The organism is Bradyrhizobium sp. LCT2 (assembly GCF_009931255.1).
In the GTDB taxonomy this organism is placed as follows: Bacteria; Pseudomonadota; Alphaproteobacteria; order Rhizobiales; family Xanthobacteraceae; genus Bradyrhizobium; species Bradyrhizobium diazoefficiens.
On the sequence record NZ_CP034432.1, the window covers coordinates 3308079 to 3325947 of the forward strand.

Genomic DNA, 17869 nt, shown 5'->3' on the forward strand with positions numbered 1-17869 from the left:
GGGAGCAGCACCATGCCTCGCCAACATCAGCCGGATGAAGACAGGTTCCGCGCGATCCTGCCGGAGGATATCGCGTGGCAGCCGTTCCCGGCGTTTCCATCCGGCGCGCGCCTCGCCGTCATGGTCGGCCATCCCGCCGAGCCCGGACCTTACGTGGTCCGGGTGAAGGTGCCCGGCGGCACTAGGCTGATGCCGCACAAGCATCCTGAGGACCGCATCTACACGGTCATGTCGGGTGTCTTCTATATCGGGCTCGGCGAGCGTTTTGATGGCGACAAGGTCAAGGCCTATCCGCCGGGCAGCGTCATCGTGCTGCCCGGCGAGACCTGGCATTATCACTGGGCGAAATCAGGCGAATACGTCACGCAGGTTTCCGCCATCGGTCCGCTGGGCCTCGAATATCACGATGACCATGATGATCCGCGCTTGCATGCGGCTGCGGACCAGCGCTGAATATCTCGACTGAATGAATGGAGCATCAAATGACGACGGAGCGCGCAGTGTTGGCCGGAGGCTGCTTCTGGGGCATGCAGGATCTGATCCGCAGGCAGCCCGGGGTGATTTCGACTCGCGTCGGCTACACCGGCGGTGCGGTCAAGAACGCGACCTATCGCAATCACGAGGGGCACGCCGAGGCGATCGAGATCATCTTCGATCCCGCCAAGACGAGCTACCGGACGATGCTGGAGTTCTTCTTCCAGATCCACGATCCCACCACGCTCAACCGTCAGGGCAATGACTGGGGCACGAGCTATCGCTCCGCGATCTTCACGACGAGCGACGAGCAGAAGCGGATCGCGGAAGACACGATCGCCGACGTCGAGGCCTCGCATCTGTGGCCCGGCAAAGTGGTGACCGAGGTCACGCCCGCCGGCGATTTCTGGGAGGCCGAGCCGGAGCACCAGGATTATCTCGAGCGCTATCCGGACGGCTACACCTGTCACTTCATCCGGCCCGGCTGGAAGCTGCCGCGGCGGGCGGCGGCTGCGGGAGGCTAGATCGCATCGTCACGTATTGCCGGGGAGAGGCTGGGTCTTGCGCGCGGACCGCTCGCGACGGCAGCCGCCTATTGACGAGGAATGCAAATGTGCCGGTTGTCGTCATTTCATTGTGCGGGAGAGTTGCTCCCGACCGTCACCGGCACGCAGGTTTTCGATCCCGAGAACGCCTCGCGGCTCAATGCGCATCTGCCCGGCATCCGCAGATCACGTCCACGGCCTTCCGGGCAAGCTCCCTTAGCTCGGCGCGGCGGGCGCCGGCGCGAGCGCGAATGGCGATGGTATGCATCGTGGCAGAGGCGAGGATTGCAAGCGCTGCCGGATCGGCATCACGCTTCAGTTCGCCCTTGTCCTGGGCAAGGCGGAAGCGGGCCTCGAAATCGGCGTCAATCGCGCGCAATCCCGCAGCTACGCTGTTCCGGATCGCCGTATCTTCTGCGACTTCGGTCACCGCGGTTCCCACCACGAAGCAGCCCCGCGCGGTTCCCTTGCCGGAAAAATAGATCGACAGCGCTGCGTCATAGGCCAGCATCAGGGCTTCGTCCAAGGGATGGTCCCCCGCGAGGGCCTCACGCGTTGCGGCAAGGCTTATCTCCCAATAGCGCGCGAGCGCTTCGAGATAGAGCGTGTGCTTGTTGCCGAACACGGCGTAGAGGCTCGGTGGGCTCATGCCGGTCGCGGCGGCGACCTTGTCCAGGGACGTGCCGGAGTAGCCGGTTCTCCAGAACGTCTCCGTCGCTCGCTTGAGGGCCGTCTCTGCGTCATAGGCGGGCGGCCGTCCGCGGCGCGCCGGGCCCGCTTCGCTCTTCTTCCGTGCCATGTCGCCAAAATCCTGGTTGTACTGTTCCACACATATATTTGTATGGACCGTTATAAAAATCAATGGCCGCGCGTCTTGATAGCGGCACTGCAGTACAATATTTGTAACGCACGTTAGTAAAAAAGATAAGACGAGGGCTCACGATGCGTTTGAACTTTGCGCCAATCGCCGGCTGGTTGGGCGATCGCAGCTTCCGCGGGAGCGAGGGGGCTGTGCCATTGTTCGGAGCGGACCTCGGCCGGCGGCTGCGCCGGCCCCTGATGCTCGCGCTGCCGACCGTGGTCGCCGTGTTCGGCGCCTTCATGTATCTTGCGCAGGAACAATATGTCTCGACCGACGACGCGTTCGTGCGTGCCGCCAAGGTGACCATCAACGCGCGGGTGTCAGGCCAGGCGGTCGAGATCGCCGTGCGCGATAACGAGCGCGTGCGACGGGGGCAGGTCCTGTTTCGGATCGATCCCGAGCCCTATCAGATTGCGGTCGATCAGGCCGAGGCGCGGCTCGGCAGCGCGCGACTCCAGATCGACTCGCTCAAGGCGACCCACCGCCAGCAGCAGGCGGAGCTGCAATCGGCCAGGGAATCGGCTTCCTTCGACGAACGCGAGTTCGATCGCAAGAAGATGCTGGTTGCCTCCGACTTCACGCCGCGTGCGGTCTATGAGCGGGCCGAGACCGATCTCAAGGTCGCCCGCCACCGCATGGCATCGATCGAACAGCAGATTGCCAACACGGTCGTCGCGCTCAACGGCGATCCCGATATCGATGCCGATCGTCATCCCACGGTTCGTGCGGCAAGAGCCCAGCTCGACCGGGCGCGGCTCGATCTCTCCTACGCGACGGTGATTGCGCCCGACGACGGTATCGTGACGAAGGTCGACGACTTGCAGATCGGGGGCTTCGTCAACGCGGGAGCGCCGACGTTCTCGCTGATGTCCAGCCGGGACATCTGGATCGAGGCGAATTTTCGCGAGACCGGCCTGACCCACATGCGTCCGGGCCAGGAGGCGACGATCGACGTCGATGCCTATCCGGATCGCAAGTTCAGGGCGCATATCGTCAGCATGAGTCCCGGCACCGGGTCGGACTTCTCGGTCCTGCCGCCGGAGAATGCGACCGGGAACTGGGTCAAGGTCGTGCAGCGGCTGCCGGTGCGCCTCGAGCTCGACGATCTCGATCCGACCCGGCCGTTGTTCTCCGGCATCAGCGTGACGGCGCGGGTCGATACCGGCCACCGCCGCAGCTGGCCGCATCTGCTCCAAGGCGCGCTCGCGACGGAGGTCAAATGAGCACGACCGTCCCATCGACCGGCGCGGCCGGCGACCATCGTGCGATCTCCGCGGCGGCCCTTATCGCGATCTACATGCAGGCTGTGAACATCTCGATACCGAATGCAGCGTTGCCGCACATTCAGGCGACGCTCTCGATGGCGAATGACGAGGTCGGCTGGGTGTTCTCCTCGTATATCGCGGCAAGTGCCGTGACCATGTCGATCACGCAGTGGCTCGCGGGCCGCTATGGCCGCAAGGCGGTCTATCAGGCTGCCCTCGCCATCTTCACGTTCGGTCTTGTCCTCGACACGCTGGCAACGACGTCGATCCAGTTCGTGCTGGCGCGGATCCTCCAGGGCGCGGCGAGCGGACCGCTCGCGCCGCTCTCCTTGGCCATCCTGCTCGAGGTGACGCCGCCGGCGCGGCATGCGCGCATGAGCCTGGCATCGACGGTCTGCTCCCTGCTCGGCATCAGCACCGGCCCCGCCATTGGCGGCTGGCTCAGTGAATACTACGGCTGGGCGTCGATCTTCTATGTCAGCCTGCCGATGACGGCCTTCATCTTCATGACGATGGCCTCGCTGCTGAGCGAGAAGCGGGCCGAGCGAAGCCAGCCCTTCGACTTCTTCGGCCTGACGACCTTTTCCGTCGGCATGATCGGGCTACAGATGCTGCTGGACCGCGGCGAGCGCCTCGAATGGTTTGCCTCGACGGAGATCTGGGCCGAGGCGGTCGCCTCGGTCCTGGGTTTCTATCTCTTCAGCGTGCACGTGTTGACGACCCGGGAGCATTTTCTCCGCACGGCGCTGTTCAGGGATCGCAATCTCGTCCTCTCGACGGTCATCTCCTTCGCGCTTGGCTTCGTGCTGCTGCCGACCCTGGCGTTGACGTCTCCGATGCTGGAGGAATTGCTCAACTATCCCGTCGACACCACGGGCTACATGACCATTCCGCGCGTGTGGCGCTGGTGGGAGCGCTGGTGCTGACGAGCCTGGTTCCGGGGCAGGTCGACTACCGGCCGTTCCTCATGGGCGGCATGGCGCTGGTGGTCTATGCCAATTGGCTGATGCTCGGCTATTCGCCGGCGATGGATTGGCGGCCGGTGGTCGAAGCCGGCATGCTCCAGGGTGCCGGTCTCGGCATGTTGTTGCCGGCGCTCGCGAGGGCCGCGTTCGGCACGCTCGATCCGAAGCTTCGCCCGGAAGGCGGCGCGCTGATCAACCTGTCGCGCCTTTATGGCAGCACCATCGGCATCGCGGTGGTCCAGCTCTTCTTCTATGCCAACACCCAGGCCGTGCACGTCGCGCTCGCCAAGCATCTCACGCCTTTCCGTGTCGCGGCGCATGGCGCGGGCCCGATCGGGAAGCCAAGCCTTGCCGCGCTCAACGGCATGGTCACGCATCAGGCGGCCACGGTCGCGGTCATCGATCAGTTCGAGATCCTGATGTTCGCCATGCTCGTCGTGATCCCGCTGGTGTTCTTTCTCCGCAAGCCACGGCCTGCCGGTTAATGCCGGGGAGCCGCCAACCTCGATCGCTTCGTCCGCTAGGGCGGCGAGCAGACAACAAGGGAGTATCACCATGACGACCTCCGATTCGCTTCGTGACACGAGGATTCGAACTCATGAGTCCGTGACGATTCCGGCAGTGGGATTTGGCACGCTCATTCCGGATCCGCTCGTGACCAGGCAGGCCATCAGGGCCGCATTGGAGGCCGGATTTCGACATCTCGATTGTGCGGAGCGCTATCGCAACGAAGCGGCGGTCGGCGATGCGATGCAGGACGCCTTCAAGGCCGGGAAGCTCCGGCGCGAGGAGCTGTTCGTGACGACGAAGCTATGGAACACCAATCATCGGCCGGAGCGGGTCAAGCCTGCCTTCGACGCCAGCCGCCGACGGCTGCAACTCGACGAGATCGACTGCTACATCATCCATACGCCCTTTGCCTTTCAGCCCGGTGACGAGCAGGATCCGCGCGACGCAAGCGGTCGGGTCATCTATGATTCCGGCGTTACATTGGTGGACACGTGGCACGCGCTGGAGCGCCTCGTTGACGAGGGGCACTGCAAGTCGATCGGCCTGTCGGACATTACCCTGGAGAAGCTGCGCGAGATCGTTGCCGTCGCGCGGATCAGGCCTGCCATGGTGCAGGTCGAATCGCATCCGTATCTTTCCGAATGGGACCTGCTCGACTTCTGTCGCGAGCATGGCATCGTGCTCCAGGCGTTCGCGGCGTTGGGACATGCCATGGAGCCGCGCGTGCTGGAGGATCCCGTGATCACAGCCATCGCGCGGCGCGTGCAGAAGACACCGGCTCAGGTTTGCCTGGCGTGGGCCGTCCAGCGCGGCACAGCGTTCCTGACGACCTCGACCAATCCCGCGCGAATCCGGGAGAATTTTGACATCTCGGCTCTGCCCGAGGATGCGATGCGGGAGATACGAGACGGGATCACGACGAACGTCAGGTTCAACGCAGTGGTGGAGACTGGCGTGCCCGGATTTATTCCAAGGGCCCGATGAACCGGGCAGTGCGGAGCGATCGCTCGACGGCCGGGACGCTGCCTCAGTTCCGGAGCTGCGCGATCAGGCCTCGGGCCTCGCGCATGTCGGCGGTGCGGGATCCCTCGGTCAGCGGCCGGCAAACGGTTTCCAGAACCTCCAGCGCCTCTGCATCGCGGCCTTGTCCCAGTCTGAACCGCGCGAGGCCGATGGCGCATCTCAGCTCCCACGATCGCGCGCCCTGGTGCGTCGCGATGTCCATGGCCTCGCGAAAAGCCGCTTCGGCGGCGGGCAGGCCCTTGGTCTGCTTGAGCATCAATTCGGCCTTGATGCGCGTCAGCTCCGGCAGATACCAGCGCTCCTGGCGGTCGTTGCAACGCGCCAATATGTCCTCGATCATCTCCAGGCCGCGATCGGTCTGGTCGGCCTCGCCGAAACACGCGGCGAGTTCACCGAGCAGAGGAAGAAAGCGCGGCAGGAAGCGCGCATCGCCGGCGCGGTTGAGCTCTTCGCGCAGCAGCGGCAGGCCGGTCGCGACGTCGCCGCGCTTGGCAACGACTGCCGCGTTGAAGGCGCGTGCCCACAGGCCCCACAGCCGGATCGCGTGTCGCTCGGTGTGTTCGAGCAGCTCGGCGCCGTGGCGTTCCGCGGCGGCGAAATCGCCGGCCCAGAAGGCAATCGGGCAGGCCGCCTGTCCCAGCACGCTGCAGAAGGTCAGCGCGTGGCCGTTGGCGAGGCCTTCCTCGATGGTTCGCGCGGCCAGCGCCTGGGCCTGGTCGGCGAGGCCTTGCAGCCACAGGATGCGGGCCCGGAAATATTGCGTCGATATCCTGAGGTCGAGCGGGAATATCTTCGGCTTCTCCGCCAGCACATGCAGCGACGCGTTCACCCGGTCGATGCACAGCCGCGCGTCGTTCTGGTCACCGAGATAATGCAGCGCGACGGCCATCAGCCGGTCGCCCAGCAGGACATCGGACTTGTCGGGAGAATTCGCCGCCGCGTTCGCAAAACGGTCGGCGAGTGCGCGGGCCTTGCCGAACTGTCCGTTGTTGAACTGGTCGATGCACAGGCCCCAGAGCGCGCGCAGGCGGAAATCCTTGTCGTCGAGCCTGTCGGCGATCTCGAGGGTTGTCTCGAGGATCGGGCGCGCCTCGCGCGCACGGCCCTCGCCATACATCAGCGACCAGCCGAGTGCCGACAGGAGCTGCATGCGGACGCGGCCGTCACCGCCGCTGTCTCCGAGCGCTGCCAGTGCCGTTCTGCAGCGCTCGCGGCATTCGGCGAACAGCGAAAGCCGCACCCACAGCGTGACTGCGGCCGCCGTCAGCGCGATTCCCAGCGCGGGATCGCCGTCGGGCCCGAAGGCCCAGTCCAGCGCGGAGCGCACATTGTCCAGCTCCGCGCCATACACGTGCAGCCACTCGGGCAGCGGCGTCGACGTGTCGGCCTCGGCCCGCTCGAAGAAATCGCGAAAATGCTCCGCGTGGCGCCGCGCGAACTGCCTGGTTTCACCGAGCTCGTTGAGCTTTCCATGCGCGTAGGTGCGCGTGGTGTCGAGCAGGCGATAACGCAGCGTCCGCGAGCCCGACGGGGAGATCAGCGATTTGGTGACCAGGCTGTCGATCGCTTCGAGGGTTTCCGATACGCTGACGCCGTCGCCGGCCGCGACCGTGGCGGCCGCCTCCGGCGCGAAGGGCCCGGCGAACACCGACAGTCGCCGCAAGGTGGCGCTCTCAGCCGCGGGCAACAGGTCGTAGCTCCAGTCGAGGGCCGCGGCGAGCGTCTGGTGCCGCGGTACGGCCGTGCGCCGTCCGCGCCATTGCAGCGAAAAACGGCTGTCGAGCAGGGAAGCCGTGCCTGCGATGCCATAGGCATTGACGCGGCCCGCCGCGAGCTCGATTGCCAGCGCAATGCCGTCGAGGCGCCGGCAGATGCTCGCGACGAGCGGGGCCTCTTCCGCGCTGAGCTGGAACGGACCCGAGCTCTGGGCGATGCGCTCGATGAAGAGTTGGGCCGCGGGGTAGGTGAGGACCTCGGCGACACCCAGGTCTTCCCGTTCCGGCGGACAATCCAGCGGGAACAGCCGGAAGATCCGCTCGCCTTCGCTCCGGAACGACTCGCGGCTGGTCGCGAGAACACGAAGCTGCGGCGCTTCGCGAACGATGCGCTCGACGAGCGGGACCAGATTGTCCAGCACGTGTTCGCAGCTGTCGAAGATCAGCAGGGCCGGGCCGGCCTTGAGAAATGTCAGCAGGGCCGGCGTCGGATCCTCCGCGCTGATGGTCAGCCCGAGCGCGGAGGCGATGGTGGTTGCAATGTGGCTGGCATCCCGCAGCGGGCCGAAGTCGACGAAGAAGACGCGGCCGCCGAAATCCTGGGAACGCCGATGCCCGACGGTGACGGCGACCGCGGTCTTGCCGATCCCGCCCGGGCCGACCACGGTCATGAAGCGATAGAGCGACAGTCCGTTCGAGATCTTTTCGATGACCTCCTCTCGTCCGACCATCTTCGCGAGCTGAACGGGCAGGGAGCGCGGAGGAACGATGTCGAGGGGGACCGGCGCGACCGGAGGGGTCGCTTGAGCGAGCGACGCGACGAAGCAATAGCCGCGGCCGGGCACATTGACGACATAACGGGCCGACTTGCCGGTATCGCCGAGCGCCTTGCGCAGCGCTGCGACATGGAAGCGCAGGCTGCCCTCGTCGACATTGACGTCGGCCCAGATGCGCTTGACCAGCTCTCTCTTGTCGACGACTTCACCGGGGCGCCCGGCCAGGAAGATGAGGATATCGAGCGCGCGGCCGCCGACATGAAGCGGCGAGCCCTCCTTCTCCAAGAGCCGGGACTTTGGAAACAGCCGAAATGGCCCAAATGAAATGGCCGAGTCTTCGTTATGCTCTGGCACGCGCCATTGCCCCCACGACGGGAGTCAAAAGGTATTATTTTTTTGTCTAGCAGAACGAGGCGTACAGTAAACTGTCCGAAAGCAGCATGGCTGGCAGATCTGCGCAGATCGCTTGGGTCGCCACCGGCTCGCCGGAATAAGACTTAGAACGTAAGGGGTTAGGTCGCCGTCCCATGGCGACCGCGCCGGGACTTGTCCGGGCGGAGCATTGACGGCGGTCGCGGATTGCTGCGATTGCTTGGTTCGGGAGCCGGTCCCGCCTCGACAGTGACTACCGCTTCCGGAATTGAGACATGCCCTCCTACTCGCGGCGACAGGTCGTTCATGTGTTATCGGGCGCGGCGGCGCTCGCCGCCATCCCACGCAGCGGGCAAACCGCCGATTATCCGTCTCGTCCCATTCGCCTCGTGCTTCCGTATGGAGCCGGCGGAGCGGGCGATCAGATCGGGCGCCCCTGGGTGGACAAGATGTCGGCGCTGCTCGGGCCGACTTTCGTCGAGTACATCGGCGGCGCCGGTGGCGCGATCGGAACCGCAGCGGTCGCGCGCGAGGAGCCCGACGGCTATTCGCTGCTGCTCGGCAATGGCAGCACGCAGGTCATCATTCCCCTGACCTCGTCAAATCCCGGTTATTCCTTCGGCGATTTCCGGGCCATCTATCGCCTGATCAACAGTGCGCTGGTTTTCGCCGTCCATCCGTCGGTGCCTGCCGCAAATTTGCGCGAACTGATCGCCTACGCGAAGGCCAATCCGGGCAAGCTGTCCTACGGGACGCCCGGGATCGCCACCGGCAATCATCTCGTCGGGGAATCGTTCAAGCAGCAGGCGGGCGGACTGGACATTGTCCACGTTCCCTATCGGGGTATCGCGCAGGCGACCAACGACCTCGTCAGCGGCCAGATCTCGCTCGTCATCGGCGTCATGTCGGTTCAATTGCAGCAGCTGAGCCAGGCCAGAAAGATCCGGCTGCTTGCGGTCACGACCGAAAAGCGGCTGAGCGGCGCACCTGATATTCCGACCGCCGTCGAATCCGGCATGCCGGATCTCAGATATGAGGGCTGGTTCGGCATCTTTGCTCCCAAACTCACCGATGATGCGATCATCGATCGGATCGCGCAGACGACGCGCCTCGCCATGGCCGATCCGGCGCTTCAGGCGAGCTACCGTGCCCAGGGCATGGAGCCGGACAGCGATTCAAGTCCGGACAAATTCCAGCGCATTATCGATGCGACAACGGCAAGCCTGGCGCCCGTGATCAGATCGATTGGATTGAGCAAGTCATGAGCTCACGTGCCGGCAGGTGATACCTCGCGCTGCTCCGTCGTGACGATGCGCGCCGACAGCGTGACCAGTCCCATCAGCACAGCCAGCAGCCAGAACGCCGTCGGCAATCCGCCAAGTCGTGCGACGAAGCCGACGCCGGCGGGACCAACGAGGATGCCGGCGTAGCCCGCGGTCGTGATCGCCGCGACGGCGAGCCCCGTGGGCATCACCGTCTGCCGGGCTGCCCGGCGGAACAGCACCGGCACGAGGTTCGAGGCGCCGAGGCCGATGAGCAGGAAGCCGACTATGGCGACCGCCGCAACCGGAGCCGTGAGCAGCACCGCAAAGCCCGCGACCGCAATGATGCTCCCCCAGAACAGGGTGGTGCGATCCCCGATGCGCGCAACGACGGCGTCGCCGCCGAGTCGCCCCATCGTCATCGCGATCGAGAACACGATGTAGCCGATCCCGCCTTGCGCCTCGGAGACGAGGCCGGCGCCGATGACGAGCAGTGCGCCCCAATCGAGCATCGCGCCTTCGACCAGGAAGGTGATGGCGCCGAGCAGCGCGAGCAGAAGCACGGAGCCGTGCGGCAGCACGAACAGCGGTCCGTCCTGTACCTGCACTGAGCGAAGCAGGCGCGACCAGGTCACAAGCATCGCAATCAGCATCAGGACGGAGCAAATAAGCGTGCAGGCGAGCGCGCCGAGTTGCAGGGAGAGCAGCGCGGTCATCAGCGCTGATCCGGCGAAGCCGCCGATGCTGAACAGCGCGTGGAAGCCGGACATCAGCGGACGTTTCGCTGCGCGCTCCACCTCCACCGCATGGATGTTCATGGCGACGTCGATGGAGCCGAGCGCGGCGCCGAAGGCGAGCAGCGCCAGTGCCAGCGTCGCCGGCGAGCTTGCGATGGCCAGCAGAGGCAGGACCAGCGCCAGACCGAGCCCGCCGGCGATGATGATCGGCCTGCTGCCGTAACGCGCGCTCATGATTCCGGTCAGAAGCATTGCGACGACCGAGCCGATGCCGAGGCTGAGCAGCAGCAGTCCGAGAACGCCGTCGTCGACGCCGAGCCGTGCTTTCGCAAACGGCACCAGAGGCGCCCAGCACGCGATGCCGAAGCCCGCGACGAGGAAGGCAAGTCGCGTCGCAAGCCGTGTCGCCGGCCGGTCGGCAGAAAGCATGAGAACTCCGGAAGCAGAGGCAAGGAGGGCGCGGTCGACAAGCCCGACGATTACCGCGACTTTATGTCCTGATGTGCCCGATTTGTCGCAGCAGTTCCCAGATGTTGCGGAGCATCTCGGCGCCGGCGGATTGCCTGTCGGGCAAAACACCGCCCCTGTTTCGCCGCCTCGTCAATCCCTCCTCGCAAATATATTCCACTTTACCGAAATTCGGAATTGACGTATGTGTCGCCCATCCCGGCTTGATCTTGAGGGGCGATCTTGTGTCGTCACGTTTCGCGAGCCGGGCTTGCGGTGGACGCGGCAGCGTCGGGCGCGAGAGTTAAGGGCAGGGCGGATTGCTCTCCGTGAGCCCAGGACTTCGTGCTGGATGAGCGGCGCTGTCAGGTTCGTCTCGCCCGTAAGTTTCCGGCTCCGTCGACAGGGCCGGGAAAACTGCGGCGAAATGGCGAGCCGTGCGTACGGCAAAACCGTGTGGTCCTGGCCGTCGTTGCTACGGTCAAGCTCCTGCGAATGCGGCCGTCGCGCCAACCGGCGCGGCGCCGGCGACTTTCGCGAGAGCGAGGGAGGCCAGAACGAACTCGGCTCCCGGGAGAGCACGGCATAAGCCGTCCAACCACTGCGCAGGGAAGGCCGAGTGATTGGCTACACCTGTATGCTGTTGTGCGGTTTCCCTGCGTGTGCTTTCGCGCAGCAGACCGCGGGTGCCAGCCGGCACCCGGCCTTCCCTGCGCCCTCTTGATTGGGAGGGTGGAGAGATCAAGCAAAGCTCGGGCGAATTACGCCGCGAGAATGCGAAGGCGTGTCTGCGACCACACGCTCGCTGTCCTCGCCCGCGAAGGCGGGCGATCCAGTATTCCAGAAGCGGTTGTGATGGAGCCGAGAAGCTGCGGCGTACTGGATTCCCCGCCTTCGCGGGGAATGACAGTATCATCTGGAGAACCAGCCCATACCTCATCCTCCGTCATTGCGAGCGCGGCGAAGCAATCCAGAACTGTATCCGCGGAAAGACTCTGGATTGCTTCGCTGCGCTCGCAATGACGACCGGCAAGTCTGATACTGCCGCTGACCAAGGGCAAATACGACAACATCCAGGAGTTCAGGTTCGGCGGCGGAACCTCGTTCTAGCGCTGCGACACCTGCACGGGACGTCGTGGCATTTTGTCGTGCATTTGTGAAAACGCGTGATCAGCTTCCGGATGGAGAGGGAACGTCAAAACCGCATTGAAGTTGCTGCCAAATCGTCCTGTTGCGCCGATGTGCAGGTGTCGCGCGAGAGCTGTTCGCCTCGTGCGCGCGTGGACAGCCTGCGGCGGATGTCCGATAATACCTTCCGCAAATTGCGGGGCGCTGTGGCCTGCACTTGGACCCGCGGAAGGACTAACCCGATGACACAGGCAGGCGCCTACGGACAGAGGCTAGGGCAGTTCCTGCGTTTGAAGGATGCGCCGCCCTCGCTGGTTACGCGCTCGCTACGTAGCGCCGAGCTCGCGATGACAGAGACCCGGAATGACAACCCGGTGCCCGGCCTGTCCGGATCGCTCGCCGCCGAAGACGCCTTTCTCGTCAGCCTGAAGCTGCACGACTACCCGGATTGCGAGCTCTGGGAGCGCGGCAAATGCATCATGACCGCGGACGTCCATGCGGGTACGACCTATTTGTACGACCTCAAGTGCGATCCGCGCTACGTGATCGACAAGCCGTTCCATTCCCTGTTCTTCTACATTCCACGTTCGGCGCTCGACAGCATCGCCGAACAGTGCAACGCGCCGCGGGTTGACGAGCTCGACTGTCAGATCGGTGTTGGCCATGACGACCGAATCGTCCGCCACATCGGCGCGTCGCTGCAGGAGGGCCTGCGCCGGCCGGACGAGGCCAATCAGCTTTTCATCGATCACATGATGCTCGGGCTGACCGCCCATGTCGCCCAGACCTATGGCGGGCTCCAGCGCACGTCCGGGCTTGCGCGCGGCGGTCTCGCGCCGTGGCAGGCGAAACGCGCCTGCGAGAGGCTCGAATCGGATCTCGGCGGCAAGCTCTCGTTGCAGAGGATCGCGGCCGAGCTCGACCTTTCGGTCAGCCATTTCTCCCGCGCGTTTCGAATCTCGGTCGGTGTGCCGCCGCACCAATGGCTGCTTCAGCAGCGCGTGAAGGCCGCCAAGCAGTTGATGAGCGTCCGCGACCTGCCGCTGTCGGAGATCGCGATCTCGGCCGGGTTTGCCAACCAGAGTCACTTCACGCGCGTGTTCTCCTCGATCGTCGGCGTCAGCCCGGCAGCATGGCGCCGCGAGATGCTCGGTGCATCGAACGGCGAGACGTGAATCCGGACGCCTTCCGTCCTCAGCGGCGCTTCGCGAGCGAGATCATGTAGGCGGCGCGCCGCGCTGCAAAGATCTCGTCCGGCGGGTGACCGATGCCCTCGGCGAGATTGGCCGGATTGAAGATGGTGACGTCGCAGGCCTGATCCGGCTCGAAGCCCGTGATCACGATCGTGCCCAGGCGCACCTCGTCGCGTTGATCCTCGTCGGGCCAGCGTATGGTGACATCCATGGTGGGGTCGCCGGGGCGGTCGAGCAGCGCCATGACGTTGAAGCGGACATTGCCCGCAGCGATCCGCGTGCCGAGGTCGTCGTGCAGGAAGTCGGCCGGCTTCGTCCTGGCTTCGTCCTCGCTCAGCGTGATCTCGCCGCGGGCCGGGACGACCTTGAACTTGATGAAGCGGGTCTCGCCTTGTTCGTTTGTTGCCGGAAAGGCATGGACGCCCCAATAGGTCGTGCCGGCAAAGCTTCCGGGCAACGCACGCGCGGCGATGTAATTCGCCTGGTTCAGCGTCTCGGGATTGGCCGCCGAGAACGCTTTCACTTTCGCCATGTCCGGCTTGCCATCGGGTCCCGGGATACGCGCCTTGAGAAAGGCCAGCATCTGGTCCAGCGTTCGTGCAAAATGCACCGGCGCGCTCTCCACCAGAATATCCGAGCGATGATCGTCGTCGCCAAGCTTGAAGCTGAAGCCACGCAGCACCAGATTGTTGGTATCCGCGACGTTGGGATTGCCGCCGCCGACCGAGAAGCGCGCCAGCACGCGCGACGGTCTTGTGAAGCTCCGCGATCGCGTAATCTCCTCCGCGCGGTCCGACGGGGTGTAGGTACCTCGAACGCACCAGCCCTTGGCGAAGCTGGCGCGGACCTTTGGCGGATTGCCCGCGACGGCCTTCAGGGCCTCGACGATGGAGGCGGGCGTTGCGGCATCGTTCGGGCTCTCGGCCATGGCGGATCTCTCGCGTGTGCGAGCCAGATTCTAGCCGCGATGCGGACCCGCGATCTTTCCCAAAGCGGTCGGGTTTTGCCCAATCCTGCTCAAGACAGGTGCCTCGGGCCGGCCAACATAGCCGATGCTCGCAATCGCCTGACCCATCAGGGAATGTTGGGTTGCGTCTCCGCCAGCGGTATCCAGCCGCCGTCGCCACGTTGGAAGAGCGGGCACCCGAAGACTGCGCGAACCGGAAGGGCCGTGGTCGAGGCATGCCAGCGATTGGTTTGCTTCATCGCAACGACCATGCCGGCAATTTCGACGCCGATCGTCTGCAAAAGCCGCACCGCCGCGAGCGCAGTCGCGCCGGTCGAGATCGCATCGTCGACCAGCACCACCCGGCGGCTTTCGAGCAGGGGCAGCAGGTTCGGATCCAGCCGCAGCCTTTTGCCGGCGTCGGGGCTGGTGATTGAACTCACGGGCTCGGACAACGCGTCGTCGTACCAGAATTTGCGCGAATAGCCGAGCGGGACATAGCGCGGCTGTCCGAGCCGTTCTGCGACCTGCGATGCGAAGGCAAGACCAAGGGTCGGGAGTCCGACGATGATCTCAGCATCGAACGCGCGCGCCTGCGTCGCCATGTGGTCGGCCAGCGCGGCGACGACGAGGTGTGAGGCCTGATTGGCGATCAGCGATGCGACGGCGCGGTCGCCATCGGGCAGTTGGCGCAGCGGCAGAACCAGGATACGGCCGCAGGGGAGTGTCGCGGGATAGCCCAAGCGATAAGGTGGCGTAGCCGGGAAACGCAAGGGAACCTCCGGCGTCAGCTCCTGCCAGTAGCCGGTCGTCGCCTCGGTATAAGTCTCGCTTGCGCTCATGCCGGCATCAGAGGCCTAACCACCGAGGATTCGCCGGCAGGCGTCGACGAAGACCTGCGCGCCGGTGACGATGTCGGCGTCCGCGGTGTTCTCGGTCCAGTGATGGCTGATGCCGCCGATCGACGGCACGAACAGCATCCCCGCGGGCATGATGGTCGCGAGCATCTGCGCGTCGTGGCCGGCGCCGCTGGGCATGCGGATGGATCGTCCGCCGGCGACAGCCTTGCTCGCAGCTTCGATCGCGTCCTGAAAGCCGGAGTTCATCAAGGCGGGAGCACCGGTCCGCAGCTTCTCCACGGTCACGGCGCAGGGGCCGCTCGCGTTGACCTCGTCCGCCATGGCCTTCAGCAATTCCTCCAGCCGCGCGATGACCGCCGGGTTGTCGTCGCGGATCTGGAACAGCATTTCGGCGCCACCCGGAATGATGCTCGGCGCGCCCGGATCGAGCGTGATGCGGCCCGTGGTCCAGACCGTGCGCGGACCGCACGCGGCCGGGAAGCGCTCGTCGATCGCGACGCAGAATTTGGCCAGCGCAAGGCCGGCGTCCTTGCGCGCAGCCATGCGGGTGGTACCGGCGTGGTTCTGCTCACCGACAAAGTTGATCCGGTATTGCCAGATGCCGACGATCGAGGTCACGACGCCGACCGCGAGCTGTCCGCTCTCGAGCGTATCGCCCTGCTCGATATGCGCCTCCAGATATCCGACGTGCCGCCCCTTCTCGGCGGTGATGCGCGAGCGTCCCGCGAGCCCCATGTCGGCAAGCGCATCGCGCATGGGCCGCCCGTTGGTGCGGTCGCGCGCGGCGTCGATGCCAGCCTCGGTCACTTGCCCCACATAGGAGCGCGAGCCGAGGAAGCTGCCAAAATGTCCTTCCTCGTCGCACCAGGCAGCGACTTCGACCGCGCCGTTCACGGACGGATCGGCATTGAGCACCCGCGCGGCTTCGAGCGCGTAGACGACACCGAGCGGACCATCGAGCCAGCCGGCGTAGTTCTGGCTTTCCAGGTGCGAGCCCGCCAGAAGCTTTGGGCCGGGCTTGGCGCTCGTCCCGAACACATTGCCGATGCCGTCAATCGCGGCGGAGAGATCCGCGTCGGGCAGCTTCTGCACCAGCCAGTCCAGCGATTGCTTGTGCGGTTCGGAGAAGGTCGGCTTGTGCACGCCGGTCTTGTAGGCGCCGATGGCGCGCAGCGCATTGAGGTCGGCGAGAACGCGTGCGCCGTCGAAGGAAGGACCATTGTCAGGCATGTTCGGCAACCTTCAACGCCTCGGTACGGATTTCCTCGACCAGCCGTTCCTTGAGCTGGACGAATTCCGGCGTGGTCTTGATCTTGTAGGAACGCGGATGCGGCAGGTCTATGGCAATCTCGGCCTTGATGCGGCCGGGGCGTGCGCTCATGACGATGACGCGGCTGCCGAGGAAGATCGCCTCCTCGATGTCGTGGGTCACGAACAGCACGGTCTTCTGGTCGCGCTCCCAGATCCCGAGCAGCATTTCCTGCATCAAGGCGCGAGTCTGGTTGTCGAGCGCGCCGAAGGGCTCGTCGAGCAGCAGAATCTTTGGATCATTGGCAAGCGCGCGGGCGATTGCCGTGCGCTGCTGCATGCCGCCGGAGAGCTGCTTGGGCCAATGGTTCTCGAAGCCGGACAATCCGACCTGGCGGATGAAGGCGTCGGCGATCTTGTACCGTTCGTCCTGCGACACGCCGCGCTCGCGCAGGCCGAAGGCGATGTTCTCGCGCACGGTCAGCCAGGGAAACAGCGTGTAGGACTGGAACACCATGCCGCGATCCGCCCCCGGGCCCGTCACCTCGCGCCCGTCGAGCGTGACGCGCCCGCCGGTCGGGCGGTCGAGGCCGGCGACGATACGAAGCAGCGTGGACTTGCCGCAGCCGGAGGGGCCGAGGATGGTGACGAAGTCGTTGTTGCCGATGATGAGGTCGGTCGGCTCCAGCGCCCTGGTCGGCGCATTTCCGTGGCGCGCGGGGAAGGTCCGTGAGACCTGTTCGATCTTCAGCGTCGTCATGCGAGCTTCCACGGAAACAGCCAGGCGTTGAACGCCTTGAACAGGAAGTCGGAGACGAGGCCGATCAGCCCGATCACGATGATGCCGAAGATGATCTGGCCGGTGTTGAGCAGCGCCTGGCTGTCGGTGATCATATGGCCGATACCGGAGGACGAGCCGATCAGCTCGGCGACGATGACATAGGTCCAGGCCCAGCCCAGCACCAGCCGCAGGATCTCGGCGATCTCCGGCGCGGAGGAGGGCAGCAGCACACGGCGGATGATGCCGCGGTCGCTGGCCCCGAGCGTATAGGCCGCCTCGACCAGATCGCGCCGCGTCGCGCCGACGGTCACCGCCACCATCAGGATGACCTGGAACACCGAGCCGATGAAGATGACGAGCAGCTTTTGCAGCTCGCCGATGCCGGCCCACAGGATCAAGAGCGGGATGAAGGCGGAGGCGGGCAGGTAGCGTGCAAAGGAGACGAACGGTTCGAGAAAGGCCTCGACCGGCTTGTAGGCACCCATCAGCACGCCGAACGGCACCGCGATGATCGCGGCGAGCGCGAAGCCGCCGACGACGCGCCAGATCGTCATGCCGATGTCGAACATGAAGCCTTGCTTCGTCAGCAGGTCAAAACCTTCCTGCACCATGGTCAGCGGGTTGGCGAGGAAGGTCTTCGACACATGGCCGCCGAAGGTCGCCCAGGACCAGAGGGCAACGAACAGCACGAAGAAAGCGAGGCCAAAGGCCACACGCTGCCTCGATGTCACGGGATCCAGGGGACGCATCAAACTGTCTA

Annotated in this window: 16 protein-coding genes; 8 read left to right on the plus strand and 8 right to left on the minus strand. The window is 65.1% G+C overall.

Annotation, left to right across the window (positions count from 1 at the left end; translation table 11 throughout):
- Positions 1-12 precede the first annotated feature (12 nt).
- Positions 13-453 (plus strand): cupin domain-containing protein, encoded by a 441-nt coding sequence (locus EI171_RS16015; RefSeq protein ID WP_011089001.1) that lies wholly within the window; start codon positions 13-15, stop codon positions 451-453.
- Between the two features lie 29 nt (positions 454-482).
- Positions 483-998: a peptide-methionine (S)-S-oxide reductase MsrA gene (gene msrA / locus EI171_RS16020; RefSeq protein ID WP_161533908.1), complete on the plus strand. Its 516-nt coding sequence runs from the start codon at positions 483-485 to the stop codon at positions 996-998.
- 178 nt (positions 999-1176) lie between these two features.
- Here msrA and EI171_RS16025 read toward each other — a convergent pair whose 3' ends face one another.
- The gene (locus tag EI171_RS16025) at positions 1177-1818 is read right to left on the minus strand and encodes a TetR/AcrR family transcriptional regulator (protein ID WP_060912643.1); all 642 of its coding nucleotides are present in this window, start codon (positions 1816-1818) and stop codon (positions 1177-1179) included.
- 143 nt (positions 1819-1961) lie between these two features.
- On the opposite strand from EI171_RS16025, the gene EI171_RS16030 reads away from it, so the two are divergent.
- The 4 genes from EI171_RS16030 (at position 1962) to EI171_RS16040 (ending at position 5605) form a co-directional block, all read left to right on the plus strand.
- Entirely contained in the window at positions 1962-3104 is a 1143-nt protein-coding gene (locus EI171_RS16030) for an HlyD family secretion protein (protein WP_011088998.1), read from the plus strand.
- Complete coding sequence (locus tag EI171_RS45695; RefSeq protein ID WP_246740556.1) at positions 3101-4072, plus strand: MFS transporter; 972 nt, start codon at positions 3101-3103, stop codon at positions 4070-4072. Before EI171_RS16030 ends, EI171_RS45695 begins: the two co-directional genes overlap by 4 nt.
- Positions 4066-4596: a hypothetical protein gene (locus EI171_RS45700; RefSeq protein ID WP_246740557.1), complete on the plus strand. Its 531-nt coding sequence runs from the start codon at positions 4066-4068 to the stop codon at positions 4594-4596. Before EI171_RS45695 ends, EI171_RS45700 begins: the two co-directional genes overlap by 7 nt.
- 70 nt (positions 4597-4666) lie before the next feature.
- Entirely contained in the window at positions 4667-5605 is a 939-nt protein-coding gene (locus EI171_RS16040) for an aldo/keto reductase (protein ID WP_161533910.1), read from the plus strand.
- A gap of 43 nt (positions 5606-5648) precedes the next feature.
- On the opposite strand, the gene EI171_RS16045 is transcribed toward EI171_RS16040, so the two are convergent.
- Positions 5649-8489 (minus strand): winged helix-turn-helix domain-containing protein, encoded by a 2841-nt coding sequence (locus EI171_RS16045; protein WP_161533912.1) that lies wholly within the window; start codon positions 8487-8489, stop codon positions 5649-5651.
- A gap of 293 nt (positions 8490-8782) precedes the next feature.
- On the opposite strand from EI171_RS16045, the gene EI171_RS16050 reads away from it, so the two are divergent.
- Positions 8783-9772, plus strand: coding sequence for a tripartite tricarboxylate transporter substrate binding protein (locus tag EI171_RS16050; protein ID WP_161533914.1), 990 nt, complete (start codon positions 8783-8785; stop codon positions 9770-9772).
- A gap of 2 nt (positions 9773-9774) precedes the next feature.
- On the opposite strand, the gene EI171_RS16055 is transcribed toward EI171_RS16050, so the two are convergent.
- Positions 9775-10935 carry an MFS transporter gene (locus EI171_RS16055; protein WP_028175692.1) on the minus strand — a complete coding sequence of 387 codons (1161 nt, stop codon included), beginning with the start codon at positions 10933-10935 and terminating at the stop codon, positions 9775-9777.
- Between the two features lie 1388 nt (positions 10936-12323).
- Here EI171_RS16055 and EI171_RS16060 point away from each other — a divergent pair.
- On the plus strand, positions 12324-13256 hold the full coding sequence (locus EI171_RS16060) for an AraC family transcriptional regulator (RefSeq protein WP_161533916.1): 933 nt from the start codon (positions 12324-12326) through the stop codon (positions 13254-13256).
- Between the two features lie 19 nt (positions 13257-13275).
- On the opposite strand, the gene EI171_RS16065 is transcribed toward EI171_RS16060, so the two are convergent.
- From EI171_RS16065 to EI171_RS16085, 5 genes are all read right to left on the minus strand, one after another.
- On the minus strand, positions 13276-14202 hold the full coding sequence (locus tag EI171_RS16065) for a catalase family peroxidase (RefSeq protein ID WP_161533918.1): 927 nt from the start codon (positions 14200-14202) through the stop codon (positions 13276-13278).
- 146 nt (positions 14203-14348) lie between these two features.
- Positions 14349-15062 (minus strand): phosphoribosyltransferase, encoded by a 714-nt coding sequence (locus EI171_RS16070; RefSeq protein WP_060908430.1) that lies wholly within the window; start codon positions 15060-15062, stop codon positions 14349-14351.
- A gap of 15 nt (positions 15063-15077) precedes the next feature.
- The gene (locus EI171_RS16075) at positions 15078-16310 is read right to left on the minus strand and encodes a Zn-dependent hydrolase (protein ID WP_161533921.1); all 1233 of its coding nucleotides are present in this window, start codon (positions 16308-16310) and stop codon (positions 15078-15080) included.
- Positions 16303-17088, minus strand: coding sequence for an ABC transporter ATP-binding protein (locus tag EI171_RS16080; RefSeq protein ID WP_038966753.1), 786 nt, complete (start codon positions 17086-17088; stop codon positions 16303-16305). The genes EI171_RS16075 and EI171_RS16080 overlap by 8 nt, the downstream gene beginning before the upstream one ends.
- Positions 17085-17858, minus strand: a complete 774-nt coding sequence (locus tag EI171_RS16085) for an ABC transporter permease (protein WP_011088987.1) — start codon at positions 17856-17858, stop codon at positions 17085-17087. The genes EI171_RS16080 and EI171_RS16085 overlap by 4 nt, the downstream gene beginning before the upstream one ends.
- Between the last annotated feature and the right edge of the window lie 11 nt (positions 17859-17869).